The organism is Ruegeria sp. G10 (assembly GCF_056533645.1).
Genome location: NZ_JBQFOQ010000018.1, coordinates 1 through 19,612, shown reverse-complemented (window position 1 = coordinate 19,612; position 19,612 = coordinate 1). Strand labels below are relative to the sequence as shown.

General features: G+C 60.6%; 18 protein-coding genes and 1 tRNA gene. 9 read left to right on the top strand and 10 right to left on the bottom strand.

Annotated elements, in window-relative coordinates:
- Positions 1–92: 92 nt before the first annotated feature.
- Positions 93–1,250, bottom strand: coding sequence for an RsmB/NOP family class I SAM-dependent RNA methyltransferase (locus ACR0KM_RS20030; protein WP_480861502.1), 1,158 nt, complete (start codon positions 1,248–1,250; stop codon positions 93–95).
- 21 nt (positions 1,251–1,271) lie between these two features.
- A complete protein-coding gene (gene guaB / locus ACR0KM_RS20025; protein ID WP_480822365.1) occupies positions 1,272–2,720 on the bottom strand; it encodes an IMP dehydrogenase in 1,449 nt (482 codons plus the stop codon).
- Positions 2,721–2,934: 214 nt separating this feature from the next.
- Between guaB and ACR0KM_RS20020 the strand changes: the two genes are divergently transcribed.
- Together ACR0KM_RS20020 and ACR0KM_RS20015 are read left to right on the top strand one after the other, a co-directional pair.
- Positions 2,935–4,980 carry an ASKHA domain-containing protein gene (locus tag ACR0KM_RS20020; protein WP_480861503.1) on the top strand — a complete coding sequence of 682 codons (2,046 nt, stop codon included), beginning with the start codon at positions 2,935–2,937 and terminating at the stop codon, positions 4,978–4,980.
- Positions 4,981–5,004: 24 nt separating this feature from the next.
- On the top strand, positions 5,005–5,859 hold the full coding sequence (locus ACR0KM_RS20015) for a class I SAM-dependent methyltransferase (protein ID WP_480861504.1): 855 nt from the start codon (positions 5,005–5,007) through the stop codon (positions 5,857–5,859).
- Position 5,860: 1 nt separating this feature from the next.
- Here the strand turns inward: ACR0KM_RS20015 and ACR0KM_RS20010 are convergent.
- The 4 genes from ACR0KM_RS20010 to ACR0KM_RS19995 form a co-directional block, all read right to left on the bottom strand.
- A tRNA-Gly gene (locus tag ACR0KM_RS20010) sits at positions 5,861–5,934 on the bottom strand.
- Positions 5,935–6,060: 126 nt separating this feature from the next.
- The gene (locus ACR0KM_RS20005; protein ID WP_480822371.1) at positions 6,061–7,122 is read right to left on the bottom strand and encodes a methyltetrahydrofolate cobalamin methyltransferase; all 1,062 of its coding nucleotides are present in this window, start codon (positions 7,120–7,122) and stop codon (positions 6,061–6,063) included.
- A gap of 9 nt (positions 7,123–7,131) precedes the next feature.
- Complete coding sequence (locus ACR0KM_RS20000; RefSeq protein WP_480861511.1) at positions 7,132–8,058, bottom strand: methylenetetrahydrofolate reductase; 927 nt, start codon at positions 8,056–8,058, stop codon at positions 7,132–7,134.
- A gap of 26 nt (positions 8,059–8,084) precedes the next feature.
- Entirely contained in the window at positions 8,085–8,381 is a 297-nt protein-coding gene (locus tag ACR0KM_RS19995) for a virulence factor (protein ID WP_480822373.1), read from the bottom strand.
- A 240-nt stretch (positions 8,382–8,621) separates the two neighbouring features.
- Between ACR0KM_RS19995 and ACR0KM_RS19990 the strand changes: the two genes are divergently transcribed.
- Both ACR0KM_RS19990 and ACR0KM_RS19985 read left to right on the top strand, forming a co-directional pair.
- Positions 8,622–9,734, top strand: a complete 1,113-nt coding sequence (locus ACR0KM_RS19990) for a Ppx/GppA phosphatase family protein (RefSeq protein ID WP_480822375.1) — start codon at positions 8,622–8,624, stop codon at positions 9,732–9,734.
- Positions 9,734–10,450 (top strand): RlmE family RNA methyltransferase, encoded by a 717-nt coding sequence (locus ACR0KM_RS19985; RefSeq protein WP_480822377.1) that lies wholly within the window; start codon positions 9,734–9,736, stop codon positions 10,448–10,450. The genes ACR0KM_RS19990 and ACR0KM_RS19985 overlap by 1 nt, the downstream gene beginning before the upstream one ends.
- Positions 10,451–10,453: 3 nt before the next feature.
- Here the strand turns inward: ACR0KM_RS19985 and ACR0KM_RS19980 are convergent, their stop codons facing one another.
- Both ACR0KM_RS19980 and ACR0KM_RS19975 read right to left on the bottom strand, forming a co-directional pair.
- Positions 10,454–10,648, bottom strand: a complete 195-nt coding sequence (locus ACR0KM_RS19980) for a hypothetical protein (RefSeq protein WP_480861505.1) — start codon at positions 10,646–10,648, stop codon at positions 10,454–10,456.
- A 227-nt stretch (positions 10,649–10,875) separates the two neighbouring features.
- Complete coding sequence (locus ACR0KM_RS19975; RefSeq protein ID WP_480861506.1) at positions 10,876–11,730, bottom strand: YihY/virulence factor BrkB family protein; 855 nt, start codon at positions 11,728–11,730, stop codon at positions 10,876–10,878.
- A gap of 142 nt (positions 11,731–11,872) precedes the next feature.
- Here ACR0KM_RS19975 and ACR0KM_RS19970 point away from each other — a divergent pair, with 142 nt between their 5' ends.
- Together ACR0KM_RS19970 and cls are read left to right on the top strand one after the other, a co-directional pair.
- Positions 11,873–12,943, top strand: a complete 1,071-nt coding sequence (locus tag ACR0KM_RS19970) for an AI-2E family transporter (protein ID WP_480822383.1) — start codon at positions 11,873–11,875, stop codon at positions 12,941–12,943.
- A 91-nt stretch (positions 12,944–13,034) separates the two neighbouring features.
- Complete coding sequence (gene cls / locus ACR0KM_RS19965; RefSeq protein ID WP_480822385.1) at positions 13,035–14,447, top strand: cardiolipin synthase; 1,413 nt, start codon at positions 13,035–13,037, stop codon at positions 14,445–14,447.
- On the opposite strand, the gene ACR0KM_RS19960 is transcribed toward cls, so the two are convergent.
- Positions 14,444–14,878: an ion channel gene (locus ACR0KM_RS19960; RefSeq protein ID WP_480822387.1), complete on the bottom strand. Its 435-nt coding sequence runs from the start codon at positions 14,876–14,878 to the stop codon at positions 14,444–14,446. The genes cls and ACR0KM_RS19960 overlap by 4 nt on opposite strands.
- 155 nt (positions 14,879–15,033) lie before the next feature.
- Between ACR0KM_RS19960 and ACR0KM_RS19955 the strand changes: the two genes are divergently transcribed.
- Genes ACR0KM_RS19955 through ACR0KM_RS19945 form a run of 3 tightly spaced genes read left to right on the top strand, consistent with a single transcriptional unit; the run spans position 15,034 to position 19,113 of the window.
- Positions 15,034–15,681 (top strand): ABC transporter ATP-binding protein, encoded by a 648-nt coding sequence (locus tag ACR0KM_RS19955; RefSeq protein WP_480861507.1) that lies wholly within the window; start codon positions 15,034–15,036, stop codon positions 15,679–15,681.
- Positions 15,678–18,089 carry an ABC transporter permease gene (locus ACR0KM_RS19950; protein WP_480861508.1) on the top strand — a complete coding sequence of 804 codons (2,412 nt, stop codon included), beginning with the start codon at positions 15,678–15,680 and terminating at the stop codon, positions 18,087–18,089. The genes ACR0KM_RS19955 and ACR0KM_RS19950 overlap by 4 nt, the downstream gene beginning before the upstream one ends.
- Positions 18,079–19,113: a lipocalin-like domain-containing protein gene (locus ACR0KM_RS19945; protein ID WP_480861509.1), complete on the top strand. Its 1,035-nt coding sequence runs from the start codon at positions 18,079–18,081 to the stop codon at positions 19,111–19,113. The genes ACR0KM_RS19950 and ACR0KM_RS19945 overlap by 11 nt, the downstream gene beginning before the upstream one ends.
- A 5-nt stretch (positions 19,114–19,118) precedes the next feature.
- Here the strand turns inward: ACR0KM_RS19945 and ACR0KM_RS19940 are convergent, their stop codons facing one another.
- On the bottom strand, positions 19,119–19,550 hold the full coding sequence (locus tag ACR0KM_RS19940) for a universal stress protein (protein WP_480861510.1): 432 nt from the start codon (positions 19,548–19,550) through the stop codon (positions 19,119–19,121).
- Between the last annotated feature and the right edge of the window lie 62 nt (positions 19,551–19,612).

Sequence of the window (19,612 nt, the reverse complement as noted above, 5' to 3'; positions counted from 1 at the left end):
TTAAGTCAATTTTTGACCAATATCGGCCTGCAATGGTTAACCACCGCTTAACAAGTTCACGGCTTAAACTGCTTATGGTTGATTTTTCAAATTCACGCTCTCGTCAAGTGAGCGGTGTAAAATCCGTCGGTACCGTGTGAAACCAGCCACGATTTGCGCAACCCGCAAACCCAGTCCGGATGGTTGTGCAAAAATGCATCCACAACAGCGTCATTCTCGGTCGTCAGCATCGAGCATGTCGCATATGCCAGCACCCCACCCGTTGCCACAAACGGCACAACATCGGACAGGATCCGGGCCTGAAGGTCTGTCAGTTCCTGCAAACGCTCGGGTGTTAGCGCCCATTTTCCAGCGGGTGCGCGGCGCCAAGAACCGCTTCCCGAACAGGGTACGTCGGTCAAAACAATGTCAAACGGTGCTTGCTTAGCCAATTGCGCGGACGACAAGAGCGTGACACTGACGCCCGCACGCTGCGCACGCGCCGGAAGATCACGCATCCGCGCCGGATTGGCATCATGGGCGAACACCTGAACACCCTCTGCGGCCAACGCCAGGCTTTTGCCGCCTCCGCCCGCGCAGTAGTCCAGAACACGCAGGCCTGCGTGCAGATCAAGCGCTGCAGTCACGGCCTGACTTGCAGCATCCTGCAGTTCGACAAGCCCGGTTTTATAAGCCGTACTTTGGGCAACCCCGCGCTCACCTTCTGTCACCTCAAGCGCGGTCTTGCAGGCTCTATGCGGGGCCGTCGCTATTCCGTCCTCAGCCAGCCGAAGCGCCGCTGCCGCCCTGTCACCTTTTGCGCGGTTGACGCGCAAATGCACGGGTGCGCGTGTCTGCAAGGCCCGAGCTGCCTGCTCGGTTTCTTCTGCCAATGACCCTTTGAACGTAGGCCAGAGCCATTCGGGAATATCAAGGCGCTCGGCATCACTGGCAAAAGGGCGCGCCTGCTCTGAGGACGCGATGGGCGCTGGTGCGAACTTGTTGCCCGTGAACACGGCAGAGGGATCGCCGGATTCTGCACGGATTGCTCCGATCATCAGCCCGCGCCCGGTTTCCGCCCCGCCGAGCGCCGCGAAGGATCGTTTGCAACGCAGGGCGCCAAATACATGGTCCCGGATCGCCGCACGATCTTTCGACCCGGCGAACCGGCTGCGCCGGGCCCAGCCGGTCAGGGCTTTTTCAACCGCGACACCCGAGAGAATCTCGTCGAGAATCTCAATTGAGGCCTGAACGCGCGCTGCCGGAGTCATTACCGTTTCGAATCCCGAAGATCACATCACACGATAGTTCGGGCTTTCGCGGGTGATCTGGACGTCATGCACATGGCTTTCCTTCAGTCCCGCGCCGGTGATCTTGACGAAATTGCAGTTCTTGCGCATCTCATCAACGGTCGCGCAACCTGTGTAACCCATCGCCGCCCGCAGACCGCCGACCAGTTGGTGCACCACAGCGCTGGCCGAGCCCTTATAGGGCACCTGCCCCTCGATCCCTTCGGGCACCAGCTTGTCGTTGGCTGCGTCCTTCTGGAAATACCGATCCGCCGAGCCACGCGCCATCGCACCCAAACTGCCCATGCCGCGATAGGATTTGAACGAGCGGCCTTGGTACAGAATGACCTCGCCCGGGCTTTCATCCGTGCCTGCGATCATCGAGCCGACCATGGCGCAGGACGCCCCTGCCGCAATCGCTTTGGCGAAGTCGCCAGAGAACTTGATACCGCCATCCGCGATGACCGGAATATCACCCGCCGCCGCTGCACAATCCATGATCGCCGTCAGCTGAGGCACTCCGACCCCGGCCACCATACGCGTGGTACAGATCGAGCCTGGCCCGATCCCCACCTTGATCGCATCCGCACCCGCATCGATCAGCGCCTTGGTTGCCTCGCCCGTGGCGACGTTCCCAGCGATGATCTGAACCTCGTTCGACAGCGTCTTGACCCGACGCACCGCATCCAGCACCCCTTGCGAATGACCATGCGCGGTATCGACGACGATAATATCGACGCCCGAATCCACAAGCTGTTCAGACCGTTCAAACCCTGCATCGCCCACCGAAGTTGCCGCCGCCACCCGCAGGCGACCCAAGCGGTCCTTACAGGCGGTTGGGTTCAGCACGGCCTGCTCGGTGTCTTTCAGCGTCAGCAGACCGGTCAGCTTGCCGCCGCCATCAACGACAAGCAGCTTTTCGATCCGGCGGGCGCGCATCAGGCTTTTGGCCTCTTCCAAATCCGCCGGTTCCTGCAGCATCGCCAGATTGTCCGAGGTCATCATCGCCTTAATCGGCGTATCGTCCGAGGTCGCAAAACGCATATCCCGATTGGTCACAATGCCCACGACCCGGCCGCTTTCATCAACAACGGGAAAACCGGTGAAATTGTACCGTTCCACGAGCGCCTGCGCATCGGCCAGCGTTTGATCCGCGCGCAAGGTCACGGGGTTATACACGATACCGGATTCAAAGCGCTTCACGCGGCGCACTTCGCGGGCCTGTTCCTCGACCGAAAGGTTCTTGTGCACCACGCCGATGCCACCGGCCTGCGCCATAGCAATGGCCATACGCGCCTCGGTCACCGTGTCCATCGCTGAACTCAGCAGAGGGATATTCATGGTGATCTCACGCGTCACGCGTGTGGTCGTATCCGCGGTTGCCGGCAGCACAGAAGATGCGCCCGGAACAAGAAGAACGTCGTCGAAGGTGAGTGCCTCACGAATCTGCATCTGATAACCCCATGCAAAAGCCCGTTTGACGGTGACCCTATTACATGGATTTCACCCAAGGGAAAGCCCTGAACCAAGTTGTTTTTCCGTGTTGGGCTTTACCAAGCCCGAAAACGACGCAAGCTGTGCAAAACGTGCCGCTGAATGCCCTTTCCCTTTGCGCGCAAACGCATATCTTCCGCCGCATACGCGCGAATACAAAGGCAGGCCTTTCATGACCACCGATCCTCTTGTCGTCTTCACCCCCTCCGGCAAACGCGGGCACTTCCCCGTCGGCACGCCGATTCTGACCGCTGCCCGTCAGCTGGGCGTCGATCTGGATTCGGTCTGTGGCGGGCGCGGGATTTGCTCGAAATGTCAGATCACGCCCAGCTATGGCGAGTTTCCCAAGCACGGCGTGACCGTCTCTGAGGACGCGCTGAGCGAATGGAACGCGGTCGAGCAGCGCTATGACGACAAGCGCGGCCTCAAGCCGGGTCGCCGTCTGGGCTGTCAGGCCTCGGTTCAAGGCGATGTTGTGATCGACGTGCCGCCCGAAAGCCAGGTGCACCGGCAGGTCGTCCGCAAGGCTGCCGCCGCCCGTGCAATCACCATGGACCCGGCCACGCGGCTGTATTTCGTGGTGGTGGAAGAACCCGACATGCATTCCCCCACCGGCGATCTGGAGCGGCTGGAACGCGCATTGCGCGAACAGTGGAAGATCGACGCCGTGACGGCCGACTTGTCGCTGATGTCCAAGCTGCAGCCTGTTCTGCGTAAGGGTAAGTGGGAGATCACTGTGGCCGTTCACAAAGGCCACAAGGACAGCGTCGCCCGCATCGTTGAAATCTGGCCTGGGCTGCACGAACAGGGGCTGTACGGTCTGGCCATCGACCTCGGCTCAACCACCATCGCCGCGCACCTGACCGATCTGGAAACCGGCGAGGTCAAGGCATCCTCAGGCCTGATGAACCCGCAAATCCGCTTCGGTGAAGACCTGATGAGCCGGGTGTCCTATGCCATGATGAACCCCGGCGGCGATGCCGAGATGACCAAAGCGGTGCGCGAGGCGATCAACGATCTGACCACCTCGATCGCCGATGAGGCCGGGATTGATGCAGCCCTGATCGTGGAAACGGTGTTCGTCTGCAACCCGGTCATGCACCACTTGCTGCTGGGTCTGGACCCGGTGGAACTGGGTCAGGCCCCCTTTGCGCTGGCCACATCGGAAAGCATGTCCCTACCTGCGCGTGAGATGGAGCTGACCACCATGAACCCCCGTGCGCAAGTTTACATCCTGCCCTGTATCGCGGGCCATGTGGGCGCGGACTGCGCCGCCGTCGCGCTGTCCGAAGAACCCGGCAAGTCCGAAGACCTCGTGCTGATCGTCGATGTGGGCACAAACGCCGAAATTCTGCTGGGCAACACCCAGCGCGTTCTGGCCTGTTCCTCGCCCACAGGTCCCGCCTTTGAGGGCGCGCAGATCAGTTCGGGCCAGCGCGCTGCCCCCGGCGCTATTGAGCGGATCGAAATTGATCCCGAGACCAAAGAACCTCGCTTCCGCGTCATCGGGTCCGAGAAATGGTCCGATGAGGAAGGTTTTGATCAGGACATCGCCACCACCGGAATCACAGGCATCTGTGGCTCGGGCATCATCGAAGCCGTGGCCGAAATGCGCATCGCCGGGTTGCTGGATGAAAGCGGCCTGATCGGATCAGCCGAGCAGACCGGCACCCCGCGCTGCGTGCCCGAAGGCCGTACCCATGCCTATCTGATCCACGACGCCAGCGCCGAAGGCGGTCCGCGCATCACCGTCACCCAAGGCGATATCCGCGCGATCCAACTGGCGAAATCAGCGCTCTACGCCGGTGCGCGCCTGCTGATGGACGAGATGGAAGTCGACCGTGTGGATCGCGTCGTTCTGGCCGGAGCTTTCGGAGCGCACATCTCGACCAAGCACGCGATGGTTCTGGGCATGATCCCCGACGCACCGCTGGACAAGGTCTCAAGCGCAGGCAACGCCGCAGGCACCGGCGCGCGGATTGCGCTGTGCAATATCGGTGCGCGAGCCGAGATCGAGCGTGTCGTGCGCGAGATCACCAAGGTGGAAACTGCAATTGAGCCGAAGTTTCAGGAACACTTCGTTGCAGCGAACGCTATCCCGCACAAGACCGATCCGTTTCCGGAACTGGCCTCGGTGGTCACCCTGCCCGCGCCGTCCTTCAACACCGGCGGTGGCGACGCCGAAAACACTGGCCGCCGCCGCCGCAGAAGGTCATAGTCGCCTCATCCACAGGAGGCGGACATGACAGAAAACGAGGAACAGGCGGAATTCTGGGGTAGGTCCGAGCAAGGCGCCAAGTGGCTGACTTTTGAAGATCAGCTCGATCACGCCTTTGCGCCTGTTCTCGATCTGGTTCTGAACCGGGCTGCGCTGTCGTCGGGTATGCGGGTTTTGGATATCGGTTGTGGCACCGGCGTCAGCGCGTTGGCCGCTGCCCGTGCTGTTGGGGCCGAAGGGCACGTATTGGCCGCCGACATATCGCAGCCTTTTCTGGACCGCGCTGCCGAACGCGCCGAAAGGCATGGGCTTCAGACCATCACTTTTCAGCTGGCGGATGCTCAGACCTATGCGTTTGAACCAGATCGGATGGATGCCGCGATCTCTCGGTTCGGGGTCATGTTCTTCAACGACTCGGTCGCAGCATTCCGCAACATCGCTTCGGCCCTGAAACCAGGGGGGCAAATGACCTTTGCCTCTTGGGGTCCGCTGGACGTCAACCCTTGGTTCAAGATACCCCATGTCGCCGCCGTTCAGCGAATGGGTCAACCGCCCCGAGTGGATCGCTATGCGCCCGGGCCTCTGGCCTTCCACGATCTGGACCACGTCAAAGGCCTTTTGACACAGGCGGGGTTGTCCGACGTGACCGGCGAAGCGGTCGCGATAAACCTCACAGGTTTTGGCGGCGTTGAAAGCACGGCGAACCTTGTGACGCGTGTCGGCCCCGCAGGCCGCGTAGTCGCGCATTTCGAGGGGGATGAAACCGATACGATGGCCATTCAAAAGGCAGTCGCGACCGAGTTCCAGCAGTATCAATCGCGTTCGGATGTCCTGATTCCGGCGACGATCAACTTGTATCAGGCCCGACGTGCGGGGTGATTGGAGCGGGTAGCGGGAATCGAACCCGCGCGTTCAGCTTGGGAAGCTGACAGGCTACCATTACATCATACCCGCCGCAGGGCTCTGGATAGCATTGCGGGTTTCCGGAACACAAGCCGCAACCCGCAGGGCCTGCGAAGAAATTCCCAACAAAAAAGGCCGGACGCGAGGCCCGGCCTTTCTGTTCAGATCGCCTGAGGATCAAGCGCGGCGGCGACGGCCACCACCGCGACGGCCACCTGCGCCACCTGCGGCGCCAGCCTCATCAGGTGCTTTGTTGAACTTGATCCACGCCCCGCCATGCGGGTCGTTGTTGGTCAGCAGGTTGGCGGCGCGGATCGCCTCCATTTCCTTACCGGCGCGCGGCAAGGTCGAGCCCAGACCGAACAGCTGGCAGAAGGTTTCGTCATCCATATCCGCAGGCAGAACGATGCCTTTTGCCTCAACTTCGGCCTTTTTCTCCGCCAGTTTCTTGGGACCAACCGGCAGGGCAACAGGGTTCATGATCGCCGAGGTCATACCCGCGCCCATTGCCATCGGCAGGAACGCGTTGTTGATGCCATGACGGTTGGGCAGCCCGAACGAGATGTTCGACGCACCGCAGGTGGTGTTCACACCCAGTTCCTCGCGCAGGCGACGGACCAGAGCAAACACCTGATTGCCAGCGGTTGCCATCGCACCGATGGGCATCACCAGCGGATCAACCACGATGTCATGCGCGGGGATACCGAAATCGGCTGCGCGCTCGACGATCTTCTTGGCCACGTCGAAACGGACATCGGGGTCTTCCGAGATGCCGGTATCATCGTTCGAGATCGCGACGACCGGCACGTTGTATTTCTTGACCAGCGGCAGAACCAGCTCCAGGCGATCCTCTTCGCCGGTGACCGAGTTCAGCAGCGGACGGCCTTCAGCCGCCTCAAGACCTGCTTCCAGCGCGCCGGGAACCGACGAGTCGATGCACAGCGGCACATCAACCAGACCCTGCACCAGTTCGACGATCTTGGTCATCAGCGGCGGCTCGGTCTCGTTCGGGTTGGGGTTCGAGTTGTAGACAACGCCCGCGTTGATATCCAGAACGGTGGCCCCGGCGGCGACCTGAGCGATGGCGTCTTTCTCGACGGTCGAGAAATCGCCTGCTTCCAGCTCGGCAGCCAGCTTCTTGCGGCCGGTGGGGTTGATCCGCTCACCGATCACGCAGAACGGTTCGTCAAAGCCCAGAACGGCGGTTTTTGTTTTTGATTCGACGACTGTACGGGTCATGTCGGGTCCTTAGGAGTTTGCAGGCTTTGCCGAAGCGCCGCCGTTTTCGATCGCCCAGTTGGCGTTGGTCTTGATACCACCCAGCGGGAAGAAGTGCACGTTGGTGATGTTGAAATCGGGGTTCGCCGCCTTGTGCGCGGCCAGTTCGGTCAGAACGTCGGTGGGTTCGTATGGCAGCAGCAGCTTGGACACATCCATGGCGCGCTTTTGCAGAACCTTCAGCGACGGGCCAACGCCACAGGCGATCGCGAACTTGATCAGCGTCTGCAGCTTGGCTGGACCTGCGATACCGATGTGGATCGGCAGATCAATACCAGCCTCTTTCAGGCCGTCAGCCCAAGCGATGATCGGCTTGGCATCAAAGGCGAACTGAGTGGCCAGTGCCATTTCAGCATCGGTCGTTTCGCTGAATTTCTGCTTCCAGCGCAGGGCGTCGTCGACATTCTTGGTCGAGCCGTCCGGGTCGATGTCCTTGTTGCCTTCGGGGTGACCGGCAACGTGCAGGCGCTTGAAGCCCGCCTTATCGAACAGACCGCTTTCCAGCAACTGCATCGAGCTGTGGAAGTCGCCATGGGGCTTCTCAACACCACCGGCCAGCAGCAGAGCCTGCTCGACACCTGCTTCGCCCTGATACATCGAGATCCAGTTCTCCAGCGTCGCGGCATCCTTGATGATGCGCGCGGGGAAGTGCGGCATGACCGGATAACCTTCGGCAGCAATGCGCTTGGCGGTCTTGACCATATCCTCGATGGGCGTGCCCTCGATATGGGCGATGTAGACGCGGGTGCCCTCGGGCAGCAGCGCGCGGAAATCCTCGACCTTTTCGGCGGTGCGAGGCATCACCTCGATCGAATAGCCCTGCAGGAAGGCTTCGACAGTCGGGTTCACCGGGGCCTTCGCGGCCGCATCACGTTTCTTGAAGTTCAGCAAAGCCATCGCGGCCTCCCATAAAGATTTCGGGCTCATGCCCAACCGTCATTTGCGATCAGCGCCTTGATACGGTCCTGATCATATTCCGTTTCCAGACGCGCGGCCTCGGCCTCGGCAATCTCGGACGGGTCGCCGTCAACTGCAAAGGGTTCAGCCTTGCGCCATTCAGCCAGATAAGCGTCGCTGTCCTTGGCATTCACCTTCATGGCAGCCCGGTCGATCGCCTGTTCGAACCGTTCTTCCAACTGCCGCTTTGCGCCACGACGGCCTTTGCCGACGATGACTTGGGCGGGAATGTCGCGCCAATATACGATGGTGACGTCGGGCATCGCTTTTGATTCCTCCTGACCAGATGGACCGGTTCTAAACTTCTATGTGGGCACGGGTCGGTCGGTTTTCGACACACGGCGCATTTGCAGCGACGTTTTTGCCCACGATGGGATACCGAGGGTATATCGGGGATTTCACCTGTCCGCCCATCAAAATTCTCATGACTTTAATGAGTGGCTTGCGTGATCGAACGGCGCGACCTATGGTCAGGATAACTCGAAAATCGGAGGGCGTTTCAGATGGCGCCCAAGCGTCCCAAAGGTGCGGGCGCGTTCCCGAAAGCGGTCGAAAGCCCCGCGCCGGCAAAACCCGATCCGGATGCACTCTATGCGGCACTGGATTTGGGGACAAATAGTTGCCGCATGTTGATCGCCCAGCCCAAGGGCAGCGGGTTCCATGTGGTAGACAGCTTCTCGAAGTCCGTGCAGTTGGGCGCGGGTTTGGAGCGTACCGGACGTCTGTCACGGGCGTCGATGTCACGTACCGTTCAGGCGCTGCGAATCTGCCAGCAAAAGCTGAAACGCAACAAGGTCAGGCGAATGCGTCTGATCGCGACCGAGGCCTGTCGACGCGCCAAGAACGCGCGGGATTTCATCCGTCAGGTGAGGCGCGAAACCGGTCTGACGCTGGAAATCATCCAACCCGAAGAAGAGGCCCGCCTGGCCGTTATCTCTTGCGCGCCACTGGTGTCCACCAAGACCGAGCAATTGCTGGTCGTCGATATCGGCGGCGGCTCGACCGAGCTGGTATGGATCGACATCTCATCAGTGCCGCGTCGGGATCGCCCGGCGGCAATCATGCGATTGCACAACGGGTTTCACACCGCCGAAAGCCCCTTCCCCGCCGCCAAGGTTGTGGACTGGATCAGTGTGCCGTTGGGCGTTGCCACCTTGCGCGATCAGTTCAATGACGTCGAAGACGACGCCGCACGCTTTGCCCTGATGAGCTGGTTCTTTGAAGAGAACCTTGCAGATTTCGCACCTTACAAGGACGAACAGGCGCGCGAAGGGTTTCAGATCGTGGGCACCAGTGGAACCGTGACAACCGTCGCGGCCTCGCATCTGGGGCTGAAGCGCTATGACCGGACCAAAGTGGACGGGTTGCGCATGACCAGCGATCAGATTGACAAAGTGATACGCGGCTATCTAGAACTCGGCCCTCAGGGTCGGCGGCGCGATCCCCGGATCGGGGATGACCGGCAGGCCCTGATCATGTCCGGCTCGGCCATTTTGCAGGCGCTGCTCAGATGCTGGCCCACCGACCGCCTTTCCGTGGCGGACCGGGGTCTGCGCGAGGGTCTGCTTTATGCGCAGATGAGCGCGGACGGCGTATTGGAAGACGGACCGTTCTGATGGCGAAGACACCTACCGGAAAAGGCAACTCAGGCCGCGGACAGCGCGATCTGAAGGTCAAAGTTAAGACTGCGCGCGGGCGCAAGCTCAGCTCGACGCGCTGGCTTGAGCGGCAGTTGAACGACCCATACGTCAAACGCGCCCAGTCCGAAGGCTACCGGGGGCGAGCTGCGTTCAAGATACTGGAGCTGGACGACAAATTCCGCTTTCTGGTGCCGGGCGCGCGCGTGGTTGATCTGGGGTGCGCCCCGGGTGGCTGGCTGCAGGTCGCTGTCCAGCGCGTCAATGCGCTGGGTGAAAAAAGCGGCAAGCGCATCGGCACCGTTCTGGGTGTGGACCTGCAAGAGGTTGAACCGGTCGCGGGTGCCACGGCGCATGTGCTGGATTTCATGGAGGATGACGCCGATCAAAAGGTCAAGGACTGGCTGGGCGGCAAAGCTGATGTGGTCATGTCTGACATGGCCGCCGCCTCATCGGGCCACAAACAGACCGATCACCTGCGGATCATGGCGCTGTGTGAAACAGCCGCCTATTTTGCGTTCGATGTCCTTGAAGAAGGCGGCACGTTTGTTGCCAAGGTGCTCGCAGGTGGGGCCGAGGGTGATCTGCAAAAGCTGTTGAAACAGAAGTTCACCAAAGTGGCCAATGTCAAACCACCTGCATCCCGTTCGGACAGTTCCGAGAAATTTGTGGTTGCCACCGGGTTCCGCGGGTGAACATCAGTCGAGATCAATCCTGCCCTGCGCCAGACGCTGCGTACGCAGCGACGCGACAGCGATGCCCTGCAGCAACAGCGCTTCTCCGTGGTTGATGTCCGCTGGTTTGCGCATGCGCAATTCCTGAATCCGCTGATCCAGCGTCGTCTTTTGTGCACCGGTCAACGGCAGCGCAACGGTTGCGGGGCGGTCTGGCATGGCTCAACCTTTCGGCTTGGTTTGTACCTAAAACCTAAGGGGACAATATGCCCGGATCGTGGCCGAAATCGGTCTGTTCGATGCCACAGACCGTCGGCATGACACACCGAACCAGTATGAGCTGCGATCGCAAATTTCACTTTTGCTTGGCGAAGCGTGCAAACCTAGTCGGTCGGAAACGGTCGACGCTTCTCAACGTTGTTGAGGCATAAGGGACAGCGCTCTTGTCATTGCGCAGCGTTTCGCAGGTCGATCAGCGCCCCATTATACTCTGCACCAAGGATCAGCATGGCAGAGCACAGATAAAGGAAGATCAACGCCGCCATCGCGCCCGCAAGCCCGGCATAGGTCGCACTATAAGTGGCGAACTGTGCGATATAGACCGAAAACCCCCAACCGCCGGCGGCCCAAAGGGCCAGCGTCAATATCACGCCCGGAAGAATCTGAGACAGCCGGTGACGCCGTGTCGGCAGAACCAGATGCGCCAGCAAAACGGTCCCGGCAGGGACAGCCACTGTGAAGGTCCACCGCAAGCGATCGACCGACAGCCAGCCATCGACATCCACCGATGTGGTCTCTGCAACCAGACGGGTGTAGACGGGCAAGACGACCTCGAACGCAGCAATGGCCAGAATTGCCGCCCCGCCGAGGATGACGAGGCCGAAACACAACAGCCGTGTTTTCCAAAACGGCCAGCTATCCTGATCATGATAGGCCTGAGTCATGGCTTTGCGTACAGCGGCCACTCCGTTCGAGGCAAAGTAGATCGCCAGCAAACCACCGATTGTGATCACCCCCGACCCTGACCCGGCGAGCACGGCGCGCAGTTCCGAGACGATCGGATCGGCAACATCCTTGGGCCACGCACCAAAGATGAGCTCGATGAGTTCATCCGTGACATAGCCCTGCGACAGAGCTCCCGCCAGCGCCACCGTGAACAGAACGAACGGAAACAGGGCCATCATGAGCGACATCGCGACGTGGCTGCTCATGACAAAGCCGTTCTTGGCGTTGAAGCGCCGCAGCGCCAGCCAAAGGGCGCGGACCAGCTGGCCCGAGGATGGAATCGCAACGTGTGTCATCGCCTAACTGTATCCTGCCTTGCTGCTGCAAAGAACCGCCAAACCGGCAGAGGCAGTGAATTCCTGCGCGTAACTGGCTGGGTGGATTGCATAAACCCGCCAGCACGTGCAGGATCGGCTTGAACGCAAATCTGGGCCACCCATGACCTCTGAGACCGACGACAGCATGACACGACCGCGCCTTCAACTGGGTGTCCTACGCGATGTTGCAATCGTCTCTACGCTGGTCGTTCTGGGCCTGTATGCGGGGGCCAAGTTTCTTGTGCCTCTGACGATGGCGCTGCTGGTAAACGTGCTGATCATGGCGCTGAGCGACCGGGTCATCGCGCTGACGCGCGCGCCAATATGGCTGGCCAACATTGCGGGCGTGACCGTCGTTCTGGCCGGTTTGTTCATGATCATGTACATCCTCGGCAGTCAGGCCACGCAGTTCGCACGCTCGATCAACACGTATGAAAACCAGTTCGACGGTGCCGTGAACCGGATCACGGGCCTTGTGGGCAATGACGTGACCAGCTTTATCCGCGACAATCTTGTCAGTATCGATATGTCCTATGTGGCCCGCGTTCTGCTGGGCAGCGCAACGTCGCTGCTGAATCAGTTCTTTCTGATCAGTCTCTACGTCGCCTTTCTGATGGCCGAGCGTCTCGCGTTTCGGAAAAAAATCCAGTTGGCAGCCGGCAACCCCAAGCTGGGGGCGGATCTGGCAACGGTTCTGGATGCGATTTCGCGCAGCCTGCAACGTTATGTCGGGGTGAAAACACTGATCAGCCTGATCACAGCGACGATCAGCTATTCGATCTTCAAACTCCTAGGGTTGGAATATGCCGAGACCTGGGCCGTGCTGACCTTTGCGCTGAACTTCATTCCATCGATCGGCTCGATCATCGCAGTGATTTTCCCATCGATGATCGCGCTGGTCCAGTTCGACAGCATCGGCCCGTTTCTGGTGATCGTACTCGGCTGCGGCACCATCCAGTTCCTGATCGGCAATTTTCTGGACCCGGCAATGCTGGGCCGGTCGCTGAACATGTCGACGTTTCTTGTGATTTTGGCGCTGACTTTCTGGACGACCGTCTGGGGATTGATCGGAGCCTTCCTCAGCGTGCCTTTAACGGTCTGCATACTGATCATCTTCAGCCATATCCCGGCGCTCAGGCCCATTGCGATCCTGATGTCTCTGGATGGGCGGCTTGCCACGGACACTGCCTAAAGCGCGCCCGGAACGGTACGGGATGTAGCCAATGCCTAGACGCCTCACTAAAGTTAACCAAACCAGATAAATCCCGGACCCAACCAATAAAATGTGGACCCTGTTTGTTTCGTTTTCCGTCTTTGCGCTGTATTGCGCGGCGGTGGTGTTTTCGGTCCGGGCCGCGCAGACGGCGCGCACGCCGCAGGGTGCAGTAGGCTGGGCTGTGTTCCTTTTGTCTGCCCCGGTCTTTGCTGTCCCGCTTTATCTATTCCTCGGACATCACCGGTTTCGCGGTTATCGCATTGCCCGACAGGAAAGCGAACGGGTGGTCGAAGGGATCAAGACCTTTGCCGACTTCTCAAAGCCCGACCCCCAAACGCTGCGGATCAATCCGCGCCCGTTCGAAGCGCTTGCTCACCTGCCCGTCTCGCGCGGGAATGGCGCAGAGCTGCTGATTGATGGGCACGCTACCTTTGACGCCATTCTTGACGCGATCGATCGCGCCAAAAGCTATGTTCTGATCCAGTTCTACATCGTGCGCGACGATGATCTGGGCCGCAGGGTGCAAGACAGACTTCTTGCTGCGGTCAAACGCGGTGTACATGTGCGGTTCATGACGGATGCGGTTGGCAGCTATGGCCTGCCCACCAGTTATCTCGAAACACTGCGCGACGGAGGGGTCGATGTCGCGGACCCGCGTGAGCAACGCGGGCCGAACTTCCGGTTTCAACTCAACTATCGCAATCATCGAAAAACCGTGATCATCGACGGCGAGACCGGCTTTATCGGGGGTCACAATATCGGCGTCGAGTATCTTGGGCAGAGCCCCCGCTTTGGGCGTTGGCGCGACACCCATGTCAAAATGACCGGTCACGTCGTCCGGCAGTTGCAGCTGATCTTTACCGAAGACTGGCACTGGGCCCGCGACGAAGACCTCATCGACGAGCTGGACTGGGCGGGCAGCGAATCCGCGCAGGATATGAACGCCCTGCTGGTTGCAACCGGTCCGGGTGATGAGACCGAGACGGGCGCGATGATGTTCTTCGCGGCCATCACCGAAGCGAAAGAGCGCCTGTGGATCGCCTCGCCCTATTTCGTGCCCGATATCGATATCATGACCGCGCTGCAACATGCCGCGATGCGCGGGGTGGATGTGCGGATTCTGATCCCGGACGTGATCGATCATCGCCTGCCCTGGCTTGCCGCCTACGCCTATTTCGACGAAGTCCGCGACTGCGGTGCACGGGTGTTTCGTTACACGGACGGGTTCATGCATCAAAAGGTGTTTGTCGTTGACGACACGCTGGCGGCGGTCGGCACGACCAATCTGGACAACCGCTCGTTCCGGCTGAATTTCGAGGCGATGGCGTTATTCTTCGATTCGCGCGCAGCGAACGCGGTCGCAGAGATGCTTGAGACTGATTTCGCCACCAGCTACGAGCTGAGTCGCAATCTTCAGCAACAACCAGCGCATATCCGTTTCGGCGCGCCGCTGGCGCGGTTGTTTGCGCCGATCCTCTAGGTCAGGAAACGCTCCTGGAATACACGGGTCATCAGGGCCACGAGAAACGCGGTTGATAAGCCGAATGCCAGAAGGCCTGTCACCGCTGCGAAGGCTCCGAAAATCCGCAGTCCCTCGCCCAGAACTATGTCTCCATAGCCCAGCGTCGTGAACGTCACCAACGAGAAATAAAGCGCCGTGTTCCAATCGGGCAGCACATCCCCCAGCACCCAGACAACAGCCCAGATCCAGACCTGTACGGTATGGGTCAGGACAATGAACAAGAGTGCAACGGTGATCGGTCCTGCCGTCGCGACGATCGCGTTCCGGCTTTCCCATCGGTCCACCAGTCTGCGGATCACAATGACACAGACGGTCAGAAGTATGATCTCGATCAGAAAACAGATGCCGAGATATAAGCTGCCCCAAAGGATTTGCTGCGACAAAGTCATGAAACGGCCCCGGTCCCCTGCGCTGACGTTGATCGCAGCATGGGGCTTTCTGCAACGCGGAACAACCCTGGGACCTGCGGCGAATAGAACCGAACTCGGCACTGGACACTGACGTTCGGCGTTGCACATTGTGGCCAAACCAGATGAGGCCATGAATGCTGCTGTCGATCGATCAAGTGCGGAAATCCTACCCGGGCGGGCGACCGGTTCTGGACAATGTCTCGCTGAGCTTGCAGCAAGGCCAGACACTGGCCCTGACCGGTGAAAGCGGCAGCGGCAAAAGCACGCTATTGCATCTGGTTGCCGCATTGGACGGGTTTGATGCCGGCGAGATCACGCTGGACGGGCACGCTCTGTCTCCGCTGGACGATGCCGGCCGCGCCGAGCTGCGCCGCGACTGCTTGTCACTGGTGTTTCAACAATTCAACCTGATCCCGTCGCTGACGGTTGCGCAGAACCTGTCGATCCATGCGCGCCTTGCCGGGCGATACGATCCGGGCTGGATCGATCATCTGAGCGAACGACTGGGGCTGTCGGAGTTGCGCGACCGCTATCCCGAAAACCTGTCGGGCGGGCAGCAGCAGCGCGTCGCGATCGGACGCGCCATGGCGACGCGACCAAAACTGCTGCTTGCCGATGAACCCACCGGTAATCTGGACGAAACCGCCAGCGCCGTGGTGCTTGAGCTGATGCTGTCTCTGGTGGCTGATACAGGGGCCGCGCTGCTGCTTGTCACGCATTCGAACGAGATCGCCGAACGACTTGACCGGCGCGCGCATCTGGCAGGTGGTCAAATCACATGATTGGCCCGGCTGCACAGTCGCTGCTGTCCCACTGGCGCGCGCATCCCTTGCAGCTGGCGACGTTGCTGACGGGGATTGCTTTGGCCACATGCCTCTGGTCCGCTGTTCAGGCCATCAATTCCGAGGCACGTGCCAGCTATGCGCGTGCCAATGCCCAGCTTGCGATCGGACAGTTCGATGAGCTTCAAAATCCGGGCGGCACCATCACTGTCCAGCAATACGCCGAGCTCAGGCGGGCGGGTTGGCAAGTTGCTGCGGTCCTCGAAGGGCCATTGCGCATCGGAGAGCGCCGCCTGCGCCTTATGGGTGTCGACATGGTCGCCTACCCCGCCCTGCCCGCTGTAACCGAGGTCAACGAAACCGCGACCCCGCCTGATCCGTCCGATATTCTGACGGCTCCGGGCCGGTTGCTGATGGACCCCAGCCTCAGCCCCCTGTTCGAGAATATCGATGGTTTTCCGCCTCTTATCGAAACCACCAACCTGCCCCCCGACCTCATCCTGACCGATATCGGCGTTGCAGAACGCCTGCTGGATCGCCGGGGACAGATCTCGCGGCTGCTGGTTCTGCCACAGCAGCCGCGTGCAGTACCGCCGTTGCCCGAGGTCGCACCCGAGCTCACGCGCATCAACGCATCCGCGCAATTGGATACCGCGCAGCTGACCGACAGCTTTCACCTGAACCTGACAGCCTTCGGTTTGCTTTCCTTCGCGGTGGGTCTGTTCATTGTGCACGGCACAGTCGGGCTGGCCTTTGCGCAAAGGCGCGGCATGATCCGCACCCTGCGGGCGCTGGGCCTGCCGCTGCGACAACTGGTCGGCATCGTTCTGGGAGAACTGCTATTCCTCGCCGTCGCCGGGGGAATCCTGGGCCTGATACTGGGTTTCTTCCTTGCAGGTGCCTTATTGCCCGACGTCGCTGCCACATTACGCGGGCTGTACGGCGCGCCGGTCGATGGGCAAATGTTCCTGCGACCACAGTGGATTCTGGCGGGGCTTACCATGGCGATCGGTGGCACGCTGCTTGCCAGCGGCCAGGCCCTGTGGCGGTTATCCCGCATGCCAATCCTTGCCGGTCCCGGCCTACAAGCCTGGAGCGGTCAGGGATCTGCGCAGCTCAGCGGTGCCTGCGGGCTTGGCCTGATCGCTGGCGGGGTCGTCCTCTTCTTCGCCGCCGATGGCCTTCTGGCTGGCTTCGCGCTGCTGGCTGGAGTGCTGACCGGCGCAGCCCTGATCCTGCCCGCGCTGTTGTCTGCCATCCTGTCGTTCTTTGGGCAACGCGCCAAAGGCCCGTTGGCCCAATGGGTCTGGGCAGACATGCGTGCGCAGTTGCCCGGGCTGTCGCTCGCCCTGATGGCCCTGCTGCTGGCGCTTGCTGCGAATATCGGTGTGGGCACCATGGTCTCAAGCTTTCGGCTCACTTTCATCGGCTGGCTCGATCAGCGCCTGACGGCCGAGCTTTACGTGACCGCAAAAGATGAGGCGCAGGCCGCGCAAATGGCACAGTGGCTGGATCCGCAGGTCACTGCGATCTTGCCCATCCGCAGCACCGAACTACCGCATGAAACCGGCCCTCTCTTCCTTTACGGTATTGTCGATGACGAGACATACCGACAGCACTGGCCCCTGATCGCGCAAGAGCCGGACGTCTGGAATGCCGTATTGCTGCGTGGCGGTGTGCTGATAAATGAACAACTTGCCCGCCGCGCCGATCTCTGGCCCGGTGATACGCTATCGCTTGCGTCCCAGTACGATCTGACCATCGCGGGCGTCTATTCGGACTATGGAAATCCCACAGGACAAGCGATCGTCGCGATGCCCCTGCTCGACCAGATCGCCCCCGGCACGACCGACCGGCGTTTTGGCATCCGCATCGCGCCGGATCGCGCAACCGATCTGGCTCAAGCCCTGCGCGAGCGGTTCGATCTGCAAGCACGTGCAGTGGTTCAGCAAGCCGCAATGAAAGCGCAGTCGTTGGCGATTTTCGAGAAGACCTTCGTCGTGACCTCGGCCCTGAATGTCCTGACATTGGGGGTCGCGGGCTTTGCAATCCTGACGAGCCTTCTGACGCTTTGGACACAACGGCTCCCGCAGGTGGCCCCGGTCTGGTCACTCGGGCTGACGCGAGCGCAACTGGCGCGGCTTGAGCTTCTCCGCAGCGTATTGCTTGCCGCCCTCACCGCCTGTCTGGCGCTGCCTTTGGGATTGGTGCTTGCCTGGGTTCTACTTGCCGTGATCAACGTCCAGGCCTTCGGGTGGAAGCTGCCGATGCACCTCTTCCCTGGCGACTGGATCGGGCTGTTCCTGCTGACCCTGTTCGCCGCAGCCTTGGCCGCAGCCCTGCCCGCATGGCGCCTGCTGCGCCTTCCCCCTGCCGCCCTGCTGAGAGTTTTTGCAAATGAACGCTAAAGCCCTGGTCGTCTTTCTGTTGATTCCGATCACCGCATGGGCCCAAGGCTATGCCGGGTTGGGCGGTGACGCCGAGGGGTTCGACCGCCCAATGGCTGGATACAATTTCCAGTTCCCTCAGGACCACGGCCCGCACCCGACCTACCGGATCGAGTGGTGGTACCTGACCGCCAATCTCACCGGAGAAGACGGGCGCGACTACGGCATACAGTGGACCCTGTTTCGCTCGGCGCTGAAGCCAACTGAAACCGACGGGTGGCAGAGCCCGCAGATCTGGATGGGCCACGCGGCCGTCACCACGCCCGATGCACACCATTTCACCGAGCGCCTCTCGCGCGGTGGTATCGGTCAGGCTGGGGTTATCGCAGACCCATTTGAGGCGTGGATCGACGAATGGCATATGCGCGGCAGCATCGAAGGCGCACTCGATCTGGCTGCGAACGGTCCGGAATTCGGCTATGACCTGAACCTGCAGGCGCAGGGCCCGCTGGTCTTCCACGGTGACGCCGGATATTCGGTCAAATCCGCCGATGGCCAAGCCAGCTACTATTACTCGCAACCTTTCTACAGCGTCGAGGGAACGCTACATCTACCGGACCGCGATGTCGCCGTGACAGGTCAGGGCTGGTTGGATCGCGAGTGGTCCTCGCAGCCGCTGGCCGAAGACCAAAGCGGCTGGGACTGGTTTTCACTCAGTTTCGAGGGCGGGGACAAACTGATGGCTTTCCGCCTGCGCGGCGCCCGCGGAGATTTCACGGCCGCCACCTGGATTGACGCGGATGGCAAGACGACTACACTGCCGGATGGATCGGTCGTCTTTACAGCGTTGCAGACCAGCCAGGTCGCGCAACGCGAGGTACCAACCCGTTGGCGCATCGAACTTCCGGATCATGGGGTCAATGTCGAAGTCGCGGCGCTGACGCCCCAATCATGGATGGGCACAAGTTTCGAATACTGGGAAGGCCCGATTGCAATATCGGGCAGCCACGCGGGCCGCGGATATCTGGAAATGACAGGGTATTAGAACCCCTACCGCACAACATAAACCGAAGCCGACGAATGACGGATGACGCGTGAGGCATTGGGCCCCAGTAAGTAATCCTTGAGATCAGGCTTATGTGCGCCGATCACAATCAGGTCAGAGCCGGCATTCTCGGCGGTTTCCAGGATTTTCTGATAGGCTGATCCGGTGGCCACGACATGGCGCACCTTGGCATTGCGCGTCTCGCCCAGTGTCGTGGTGCAAAAGCTGACCAGCTTGTCATGCGCGGCTGCCACAGCCTGGTCGTGGAATTCAGGCTTGAAGAAGCCGGAAACCCAGCTTTTGCCAAAATCCGGCAGCACAGTCACAACATCCAGCTGGGCGCCGTCGAGATCGGCCAATTGAGCCGCGCGTTGCAACACGCCCGCATCCAGATCATCATTGCTGATGTCCACAGCACAAAGGACGGATTTTGTCATGGTGTTACCTCTTGTTGTGTGGTGCGTGCGGCGCGGCCCCTTTGCAGGAAGGCGATGAGGCC

What these genes read in the sequence shown, in the direction of transcription:
- ACR0KM_RS19980 (WP_480861505.1), bottom strand. Translation starts at nt 10,648, where the DNA reads ATGCCAGACCGCCCCGCAACCGTTGCGCTGCCGTTGACCGGTGCACAA.
- cls (WP_480822385.1), top strand. Translation starts at nt 13,035, where the DNA reads ATGTGGACCCTGTTTGTTTCGTTTTCCGTCTTTGCGCTGTATTGCGCG.
- ACR0KM_RS19990 (WP_480822375.1), top strand. Translation starts at nt 8,622, where the DNA reads ATGGCGCCCAAGCGTCCCAAAGGTGCGGGCGCGTTCCCGAAAGCGGTC.
- ACR0KM_RS19945 (WP_480861509.1), top strand. Translation starts at nt 18,079, where the DNA reads ATGAACGCTAAAGCCCTGGTCGTCTTTCTGTTGATTCCGATCACCGCA.
- ACR0KM_RS20000 (WP_480861511.1), bottom strand. Translation starts at nt 8,058, where the DNA reads ATGGCTTTGCTGAACTTCAAGAAACGTGATGCGGCCGCGAAGGCCCCG.
- ACR0KM_RS19950 (WP_480861508.1), top strand. Translation starts at nt 15,678, where the DNA reads ATGATTGGCCCGGCTGCACAGTCGCTGCTGTCCCACTGGCGCGCGCAT.
- ACR0KM_RS20015 (WP_480861504.1), top strand. Translation starts at nt 5,005, where the DNA reads ATGACAGAAAACGAGGAACAGGCGGAATTCTGGGGTAGGTCCGAGCAA.
- ACR0KM_RS19995 (WP_480822373.1), bottom strand. Translation starts at nt 8,381, where the DNA reads ATGCCCGACGTCACCATCGTATATTGGCGCGACATTCCCGCCCAAGTC.
- ACR0KM_RS19975 (WP_480861506.1), bottom strand. Translation starts at nt 11,730, where the DNA reads ATGACACACGTTGCGATTCCATCCTCGGGCCAGCTGGTCCGCGCCCTT.
- ACR0KM_RS20005 (WP_480822371.1), bottom strand. Translation starts at nt 7,122, where the DNA reads ATGACCCGTACAGTCGTCGAATCAAAAACAAAAACCGCCGTTCTGGGC.
- ACR0KM_RS20030 (WP_480861502.1), bottom strand. Translation starts at nt 1,250, where the DNA reads ATGACTCCGGCAGCGCGCGTTCAGGCCTCAATTGAGATTCTCGACGAG.
- ACR0KM_RS19940 (WP_480861510.1), bottom strand. Translation starts at nt 19,550, where the DNA reads ATGACAAAATCCGTCCTTTGTGCTGTGGACATCAGCAATGATGATCTG.
- guaB (WP_480822365.1), bottom strand. Translation starts at nt 2,720, where the DNA reads ATGCAGATTCGTGAGGCACTCACCTTCGACGACGTTCTTCTTGTTCCG.
- ACR0KM_RS20020 (WP_480861503.1), top strand. Translation starts at nt 2,935, where the DNA reads ATGACCACCGATCCTCTTGTCGTCTTCACCCCCTCCGGCAAACGCGGG.
- ACR0KM_RS19955 (WP_480861507.1), top strand. Translation starts at nt 15,034, where the DNA reads ATGCTGCTGTCGATCGATCAAGTGCGGAAATCCTACCCGGGCGGGCGA.
- ACR0KM_RS19985 (WP_480822377.1), top strand. Translation starts at nt 9,734, where the DNA reads ATGGCGAAGACACCTACCGGAAAAGGCAACTCAGGCCGCGGACAGCGC.
- ACR0KM_RS19960 (WP_480822387.1), bottom strand. Translation starts at nt 14,878, where the DNA reads ATGACTTTGTCGCAGCAAATCCTTTGGGGCAGCTTATATCTCGGCATC.
- ACR0KM_RS19970 (WP_480822383.1), top strand. Translation starts at nt 11,873, where the DNA reads ATGACCTCTGAGACCGACGACAGCATGACACGACCGCGCCTTCAACTG.